The organism is Liberiplasma polymorphum (assembly GCF_043951795.1).
In the GTDB taxonomy this organism is placed as follows: domain Bacteria; phylum Bacillota_I; class Bacilli_A; order Izemoplasmatales; family Izemoplasmataceae; genus Liberiplasma; species Liberiplasma polymorphum.
This window is the reverse complement of record NZ_JBIOAG010000055.1, coordinates 1-10,079: the sequence shown is the minus strand read 5'-3', so window position 1 is coordinate 10,079 and position 10,079 is coordinate 1. Positions and strand designations below refer to the sequence as shown.

The 10,079-nt window shown below is 31.2% G+C and carries 4 protein-coding genes; all 4 read left to right on the top strand.

Annotation, left to right across the window (positions count from 1 at the left end):
- The first annotated feature begins 435 nt into the window (after positions 1-435).
- The 4 genes from ACHAJD_RS09355 to ACHAJD_RS09340 all read left to right on the top strand — a co-directional run bounded on the left by ACHAJD_RS09355 (position 436) and on the right by ACHAJD_RS09340 (position 9,870).
- Positions 436-6,738, top strand: a complete 6,303-nt coding sequence (locus tag ACHAJD_RS09355; RefSeq protein WP_435585604.1) for an RHS repeat-associated core domain-containing protein — start codon at positions 436-438, stop codon at positions 6,736-6,738.
- Positions 6,728-7,342 carry a hypothetical protein gene (locus ACHAJD_RS09350; RefSeq protein ID WP_435585603.1) on the top strand — a complete coding sequence of 205 codons (615 nt, stop codon included), beginning with the start codon at positions 6,728-6,730 and terminating at the stop codon, positions 7,340-7,342. The genes ACHAJD_RS09355 and ACHAJD_RS09350 overlap by 11 nt, the downstream gene beginning before the upstream one ends.
- Before the next feature lie 213 nt (positions 7,343-7,555).
- Complete coding sequence (locus ACHAJD_RS09345) at positions 7,556-8,491, top strand: RHS repeat domain-containing protein (protein WP_494337906.1); 936 nt, start codon at positions 7,556-7,558, stop codon at positions 8,489-8,491.
- A gap of 11 nt (positions 8,492-8,502) precedes the next feature.
- Positions 8,503-9,870 (top strand): hypothetical protein, encoded by a 1,368-nt coding sequence (locus tag ACHAJD_RS09340; protein WP_435585601.1) that lies wholly within the window; start codon positions 8,503-8,505, stop codon positions 9,868-9,870.
- The last annotated feature ends 209 nt before the right edge of the window (positions 9,871-10,079 follow it).

The window sequence follows — 10,079 nt, the reverse complement described above, 5'->3', positions numbered from 1 at the left end:
ACCCGCCCTATCAATGCCTTATCAAAGGAGTACCCGGGTATACTAGAAAATCTTATGAATAATTAATATCACGAAAAAGACAATCTAAACGTTTTCAAAACAAAAACACGACATATCCGCGCTGTTGTGGCATTTATAATCGGGGTATAATTAATTGATATATGTATATTAATAATCTAATAGCTATTTTAAAATAAATTAACTCACAATGCACACAGCTTGTACTTGCGTATCGATGAAATGTTTTACTGGATTTTAATTTCCATTCGATGGTTTATGATTTGGCAATTCATTTATTAAAGAGGGAGGTAGTATAACAGGTGTATTAATTTGAAACAAACATTAGTATAGGAAGTAAATATATCGATTGGGAAGAATCTAGGGGAATATTTTATAATAAAGATTAGTTTATAAAATATGAAGTTGGAGGATAGCATGTTTAAGAGGATAGGAAAACAACTAAGTAACTCACAGATTTTGTTAATGGTTTGTAGTCTAAAAAAAACAAGGAAGGTTTTGACTATAATTGCAGTAATCTCATTAATAATGAGTGCAATGCCGTGGCAAATAATTGAAGCTTACAATGGTAACATTGTTAATAACGGGGAACATGGGGAAGAATTTATATTAGGATTAGACAATAGCAATCAAGAGCATCATAGTTTTACTCAAATGGATCCAAGATTGGTACCTATTGATTTTGAAGATATCAGCCTGCGTACCGAAACTTCAAAAACGTTTAGAAAAATTGATGGGACTTATGAAATTGTTATCTATGATGAAGTTGTACACTATTTGGAAAATGGAAGTTTTAAAGAGATTGATAATAATTTAGTTGATAATGGAAACAACATGGAAAACCAGTCGAATAGATTCAAAGTGAAGTTCCCTAAAAAAATAGAAAATAGTAAACAAATAAAATTAACTATGGATGATTACCAAATCGATTGGGCTGTAATAAATATTAATGAATCTAATATTGAGTATGATTCCACTGATTTAACAACAAACAACGTTAGAGATTTATTACATATTAAGCAATCATTGGTTTATAAGAATATTCGGGAACATCTTGACTTAGAGTACATCATTACAGGCAATCAAGTTAAAGAAAATATCATTTTACATGAATATATAGAGAATTTCAGTCTAGCATTTGAATATAAAGTAAAGGATTTAGAAATTATACTAGATGATGAAGGAAACATCGTCTTTGTCAATGATACTAATGAGGTTATATTTGTTTTTAGTGATTTATTTATGGTTGATGCTGCTGAAAACTATTCAGAAGCAATTAACTTTGAATTAGTAAAAACAGGTAATAAAACCTACTATCTCAATGTCATACCAAGTGACGAATGGCTGAGCAATGCAACATATCCAGTATATATTGATCCGACAATCGTTAGTCCAAGTGCTGGAATTACAATATTTGACACCTATATTTCTGAGGCAAATCCAACGCAGAATTATTATAATAGTACATCTATGCCATTATCAAATAGTCCGGGTAATGGAGATTTTAAAAGTTTACTATATTTTAATATACCAAGCCAATTAATGGATAAGGTGATTACCTACTCTAGTTTGACTTTAACTAGTAGTGTTAAAGCTCAAAATAGACAAGTGAATATTCATAAAAATACGCATAACTTTTCAAGTAATACTGTAACTTGGGCAAGTTGGCATCAAAACGGAGTTCAAAGATATGAGGATAGAGTGATTGATTATCATATAGTAGGGACAGATAATCAATATCATTTTGATATTACAAAAGCTGTAAAAGAGTGGCAAGCAACCGGAAATACAAGAACAACAGGGTTTACGATAGTTGATAACGCCCCAAATGAAGTTTATCATTCAGTAAGACAAAATCATACCACACATAATTTATTAACAAAACCAACGGTAGTTATTGGTTATGAAGAGCCATCGGGCTTAAAGGATTATTGGACGTATACATCGCAAAATTTGGGAACTGTAGGAACGGGATATATTGGGGATTATACTGGTAACCTTACATGGGTTCGAGATGAGTATAATTTAAATAACGAGTTTATGTCGTTAGGGTTGAAGTTTTATTATAATACCCACACGAGACATATCAATTATGGCTATGGTAATGGTTGGAAAACAAATTATGACATAGAAATATTTTACGATACATTTAGCAATAGTTATTATATGCTTAAACCCGATGGCAATAAAGTTCACTTTATGAACGAAAGTTGTGAACACGTAGCGGATGGTGATTTTAAATGTCTATCTATAGCAGAAGATGGATCACGTATGGAATTAGAAAGATGGTATTATTACCACACAGGAGAGAATCTAATAATGAGTCTCACCACAACAACTGGGTTAAAGTATTATTTTAATGGTAATGGAAGACTAACCCGCATTCAAAATATGAAAACGACTCATTCACTTAATGTTTTCTATAACGCATTTGACCGTGTACACTATGTAAGTGATGAAGCAGGAAATAGAATCCAATTCTTTTACAATCATATGGCTGTTTTAACAAGTACTGAGTTACGACTAAAGCAATCAGGTACTGTTTGGCGAAGCGTTGAGAAAAATCTTTATACATATGACTCTAACAATAATTTAGACTATGTAAGAAGATCATCACGTTATGGAAATGGTTCAGATAATCTATGGTCAAGCGAAGAAAGACTTGAGTATGAGTTCGATCGCAATAATAAGTTGTTAAACGCATATTCACTAGAGGATCAAGTTAAAGTTGATTACCTCTATGATCATAATAACCGTGTCATTCAAGTTATAAAAACAAATAACGCGTTAAGCATTGGTGAACTGAACATTAGTTATACGTTAGGAAAAACAACATATACAAACCATCTTAATGATAGTATTTATTATCTATTTGATAACTACGGACATACAGTAAACATAATTGATGATTATGGTAATGCAATCTTTTATCAGTATAGTGGTTTGTTTCCAAATGGTGAAGATAGAAGTAATATTGATGGAGATTATAGTATCATCAATGCAGAACCCAATTATTATAGCCATCACAAGTTAATTGAGAAAACTAGTACGATAAAGCAACAACATAATCCGATAACAAATCATGGATTCGAACTAGGTACTTGGGGATGGACTAAATATGAACTATTTGGTGGGGCTGTTAACAGTACAGCAGAACATGCAAACTTTGGTACTCAATCGCTTTCTGTAACAAGCACATCTAGTACTTGGTACTCATTCGCAGATCAACAAGTGTATCTCGATCAAGGAACCTATACGATAACTGGATGGATAAAAAATTCTGGTGCTGGACCAGGAGCCTATCTTGATGTTATAAATACAACATCTAAGGGTATCATAAACAAGGTTGCAAACTCCGATGGCTGGGAAAAAGTAGAACTGAGTTTTTATATTAGTAGTGCTAGGAATGTAAATATAAGATTAATTAATGCTAGTGAGTCAACAGCGTATTTTGATAATATTTATTTATTTGAAGGCTATAGTTATACAGCCTGCAATGATGATCCAACGGAATCATGTGGTGATTATACAAACGTAAGATACAATGTAATCACTAATAGTTCATTTGAAAAAGGGACTGTTGGTTGGTCTGCTAATGGTAACGTTACTGTTGATATTAATGAAACTGGAATTATGCAGGATATACTAGGGACTAAAGCCATTAAACTAATAGGAAATGGAAACTCGATGAATTCTGTATCACAGAACCTAGGGAATTTAAGTACTTCTCAATCTACCTATATCATTGCAGGATGGGCTAAAGCGGATGCTGTTCCTAACAAGACATATTATCGTGGAACTGATGCATATTTTGGTGATTTGGGAGAATCTGATGGCAGATTTTTTGGTATAAAAGTGTGCTATTTTGATCTTGATTATGCTGATACTTTTTGTGAATATTTGTCATTCAATCCTGATATTAGTGATTGGCAGTTCCAAATGAGGACTATAAATGTACCATCATCTGCTATGCATATAACTGTTACTCTGATGTACCAAGGTGCTGGTAGTGCATATTTTGATAATATCCAGTTCTATCACGATAATGTTAGTGTACAGTATGTATACAATGCAATCAATGGTAATCTTCAAAGTGTTAGCAATCATGTGGGCACTACCACCTACACTTACGATGAAAATTTTAATATTATCGCGATTTCTAATAATAGTGATTTAACGGACATTAATAGAAATGAAACGTATCAAATAGAAGAGATTATAAAAAATAACGTTAGACATACACTTCTTTACAATTCAACGACAAAGCATCTTGAAGAAAAATATGTTGGATTTGATCAAAGTAAAGACTTCAACGAACAAGATAAATGGTTTAAGACAACGACGTCTTACACCAGTGATGGTCAATATATAAGTTCAGTTACTGACGAATTTGGAAATACCGTATCAGCCACTACAGACTATTCTATAGGATTGATTACCGAGATAATGGATGCACTTGGGAATACACAAGGGTTTCAGTATGATGCTCGTGGTAATTTAATTACTACTGTCGCTACTGATTCAGATACGTTAAACAGTATTTCTAGTTCATACGAATATAATAGTAGTGGAAGTTTAGTAAAAATCCATCGTGATGGCTATTGGTATGAGATTATATATAATGCTTTGAATCAAGTAGAATCAGTTAAAATTGCTGGTACTGAAGTGATGAAATATGATTATGTAAAACATGTTATTGGTGATACGACTTATTACACCAACTTGCTAGAAAAACAAACCTACGGAAATCAAGATTATATTGAATTTACATATACCAAAGAAAATCGAATTAAGACCGTTAGTTTTAATGGGGCTGTTAGGTTTGAGTATGAGTACGATTCGAGTGGTAGGTTATCTGTTTACAAAGATATTCATAATAGTAATATATATTTTTACTCGTATGACTTAGCAGGTAGACTTAAAGCTATTGTAGATAAAGACGAGAATACTATAGAATATCATTATGACTCAATGGGCAATCTTAGTGAGACAATTTATTCAATTAGTGATATCATAAGAGGTGTAACATACAACTATAATGAAATTACAGGTATGTATGAATATACACAATATAATGTTGGTTCATCAACAATTACAAAAGAGTATAATTACCAAGAAGATTCATTAAGAAGATTAAATAATATTGATTTAATCATAAACAATCATACCTTTAGTAAACTATTTAGTTATGATGATAATAATGTTGATTCAAGTATGGGTAACGCAACCAGTCGAGTAAGTAAGATTATCTATAAAACGAATGATAGTACCCATCGTATTCACGAGTTCACTTATGATGAAAACCACAACATTATTCAAAAACTAGTAAAAAGCCCAAGTCTAACAATAGAAACATACGATTATTATTATGATGGGTTTAACCAGTTAATAAAAGAAGATATTTCGATTTATAATCAAATGGCCAAAACTATAACCTATTCATATGATACTCAAGGGAATATCACCTCAATTAAAGAGTTTGCCTATAAGAATGTTAGTGGGACCCCAGTGAAAGAAAAGAGAATGTTTTATCAAAATACATGGAAAGATCAACTAACAAAAATAGAATACTACGAAAATGGGACATTTAAACATTCTGAAACTTACATATATGATGCTAGTGGCAATGTAACGGGCATTTTTGACTCAAGAACCTATCATTACAACAATTGGATGCAATGGGAAGGTAGACAATTAACAAACTTTACTTCTTACTGCGAATCCAATACTTATACCTATAATGATATGGGTATAAGAACTTCAAAGCAGCTTAACTCATGTGGTGGCTCTTTAACAACCACCTACACCTTAGATGGCGATAAAGTACTAATAGAAGAACGCAGTGATGGAACCACACTTTATTTTACTTATGACGTTGATGGAACGTTATTAAGTATGAACTATAACGGTAACGAGTATTTTTATATCACGAATTTACAAGGTGATATCATTGAACTTGTTGATATAAGTGGCAATATAGTCGCAACCTATAGCTATGATGCATGGGGCAATATCATTTCAAAGTTTGGTGCAATCTCAGATATTAACCCTTATAGATATAGAGGCTATAGATGGGATGAAGAATCAGGCTACTATTATCTAAACTCAAGATATTATAATCCTCAAACAGGTCGATTTATAAATTCGGACAGGTTACTTGGAGAACTTGGTGAGATTAAATTTCATAATACTTATGCCTATACTGAAAATAATCCAGTTATGTTTATAGATCCTAATGGTGAGTCCATAATTGGAATAATCATCATAGTATCAGGCATGGTGATAACCGCAGTTGCAGTAGCGAGTATCATAGTAACTGTTTTTCAGATACGAGAAGATTTAAGAACTGTCAACGAAGGGTCAAGAGTTAATTTTCCAAATGGAGTAGATTCAGAGAACGAAGTCATGTTGGAAGTGTTTTTTGACCAAAAAGCCAAGGAATATGTTGAGAATAAGTATCTTTATTTTAGAGCAACATCAAATAGTTTGATGATTGCAGCAAAGATTTTTTTTCTAAATGTTCCAGTTGTTGGTGCAGCTGCAAGCAGAAGCGTTCAATCGGATATAGATGCCATGAACATTACAGCTGCAACATCATTAAAATCCATTACTAGTAATTTTAATACACACTATTTAGAAGTTGCTGGAGCAGATTATGATTACTATTTAGAGTATTTTAAAGAAAGAGTTGTTTACTGGAGGAGATTTTATGAACGTTAATAAATGGGTGTTTTTATTGATTCAGTTTATACTATTAGCAGTCTATTGGTTGTTGTTTTTTGAACTTACAAGTTTGTCATTTAATTATTTAGAAGTATTTAGTCCGGTAACACATTTAATTTTTGCTTTAATTATATTTACTGCACTTTTTAGAAAAAGGTTAAATCAAGTACATTGGAGTTTTCTTTTAGTTCCTTCAGGGCTAATGATATTAGCCGCTTTAGCTACGGGTATGATCTTTATTCAATCTGTTATAGTATTAGAGACCGGAACACTAGCTACACTAAATATATTTTCTGATTTATTTGGTAGATTGCTTGTATTTTTAATGGTTGAACTTGTTATCTTTAGAAAATCTAGTGTTAATAGCAAGTGGTTCTTACATATTTTGACTCAATACATTTTGCTTGTATTGACCAGGGTTCCACACTATATGATTGATATAGATATATTTTCAGAATTAATTTTCTTTGTCATTATTAATGAGTTTAATTCTTTAATTTTTGTGTTCGCATATGTCCATATAATGTATAAAATACTTAATTGTTTAGTAAGTAAAACCATATGTTCAGATGATTCAAAGAGTTTGTCACACAATCTTTAATATTCAAGTAGTGCTTAGTTTTTTTATTGCAAAAATATACGAATGAAAACAGGACATATCTGTCTCAATGTTATTAAAAGATTTAATGATATAATGAGTTAGAGTAACTTAAACGCCATATTTCTATTTTGATATTATAAATTTTCATAACCATATAACTCATGTGGTGGCTCTTTAACAACCACCTACACCTTAGATGGCGATAAAGTATTAATAGAAGAACGCAGTGATGGAACCACACTATATTTTACTTATGATATTGATGGAACGTTATTAAGTATGAACCATAACGGTAACGAGTATTTTTATATTACGAACTTACAAGGTGATATCATAGAACTTGTTGATATAAGTGGCAATATAGTCGCAACCTATAGATATGATGCATGGGGCAATATCATTTCAAAGTTTGGTGCAATCTCAGATATTAACCCCTATAGATATAGAGGCTATAGATGGGATGAAGAATCAGGCTATTATTATCTAAACTCAAGATATTATAATCCTCAAACAGGTCGATTTATAAATTCGGATGGGTTGCTGGGTGGTCAAGGGCACACCTTATCTCATAACACATATATTTATGTTGCAAATAATCCAGTGATGGATATTGATCCAAGTGGCAAGGCTGGTGTACTAGTTTTATTAGCAATCATTGCTATGGGACTTATAGTGGGGGGGTGTTCTAATACTGGTAATTCAAAAACTGATAGAATGATAAATATCCCCAAAAATCCAGATGATCCTTATACATTAGAAGTAGGAATAATTAATAGAGTTTCTAATGATATGTCTAAGGAAGAACTTGAATTTATATACAAAGAAGAAATATGGGCTATGGCTCATTATCATGCAAGACTACTAAAGGTTAGTAAAGAAATAGGAAACGTTTCAATCACCGGATTAGAAGTACTTAGCAGTGTATTTAGCGGACATGATGTAAAAACTATAGGACAATCCAACATAATTGATTTAATGAATACGGTCGATTATCGCAGTGTATTTCCTAGTGGAGCAGCTGCGTTACATACTGGCCAAAGTCAATTAATGAAAGGTCAGTTTATCCAGCAATTTCAGGCAGATTTTGCTGCTTATTGGAATTACTATTTAGATTCATTTTACTATTGGTATTGGTATTATAATAATTGAAGGTGATAATAATGAATAAGAAAACAATCAAATTAAAGCTTTTTGTGTTAATTTCATTAACTGGGTTTATACTAATGGCATGTTCTAATAGAGCATCTTTTAATAGATGTTTAAGCATAGAACCGAGTTCTTTAAACAACAATAAGGCTGAAATTGTTGTTAAATGTGAATATTATCATAATGATAAAAAAGCATATATGTATGGTGTTATTGATTTTGAAGGTAATTTTATCATTCCTCCACATTATTATTTTATAAAACAAGTAGTGATAAAAGGAAACGATTATTTTCTTGTACTAACAAATCAAACTGAGAATATAATGATGGTTTTAGATGAGAAGAACAACCTAGTTTTAGAAAATGTTAACTTTGTTAGTCATATTTCCAACACAACTTTCTTAATTTATCTTCATAATGGATTTGTTACTTTGCTTGATATTGAAGGGGGTTCGATAGTTCAAACAGATTACAAAGACTTTGCAACATCTGATGGTTATGTTTTAGTTGAATACAACCAGTTATGGTATCAATATGACTATGAAAGTGATCATTTATCAGAGTGGTATTTTCCTAAGGCTCCAATGATTTATGATGGTACACCATTCTTTATTGATGCATTAGATGGTTTTAAGATTACTTATTATGATTTTGAAAACGAAGGATTCGAAACATTAAGCGGTTGTAAATCAAACCAATGTACTTTTAAAGGGTATTATCAAGGAATTTTTTACTTTTGGGATAATGAGTTTGATGAAACCGAGATAACTTTATTTAATTCAGATAAAACTCTCACTGTTGAAAGTTTTAGAGATATCGTCTTTTATGAACAAGTTTTTATTGTTAAGCACGATGATTATATTCGTGTGTTTAATTATGAACTTGATGAACTCGGTAATGAAGAATTAATAATAGGTTATTATGGTGATGGCTTCATTAAGACTATTAATAACCAACAAACAGTTATAAAAAATCTATTTGAAAATATCTTAATAAATGTGCATGATGAATTTAGGCTCGTCGTTTATAATAATGGGTATCTTGGCATTAGATATGAAAATGAAGTTCATTTATATAACGAACCAGGGAATTTTTTAATATCTGTTGATGCTATTTGTATAGACGAAACCCCGTATTTTATACATGCAAACTCTGAGTTTTTAGAACAAAATTATTGGATAAAAAACTTACTTATTAATCCAAATTGTATAGATTTAATTGATATTCCTAATGATAGTTTAAGTGCTTTTAACCTTCAATTTTCTTTTGCGTTTGGAAAGTTAGTTCTATTTCATGATCATTACGTAGAAATATTAGAAGATGAGGGTTTTCACTATTATGATTTTGAAGGAAATCTAATCTATTCATCTAAAAGCGATTAATTTTAGAAGCATAGTAAGTATATTAGATTTGGCTTATATTTTATTGCGAAGTAGAACCTAATTTAATCATTGTAATTATTGCTTTAAGCACTAAATAATTAAACTCGTATAACTAAAGACATTTTAGTTGAAGTGGCTTCCAAAAGTTGGAGATATGGTATAACAAACCATACACTCTAATGAAAGGAAGCCTTTTTATATGAGAATAT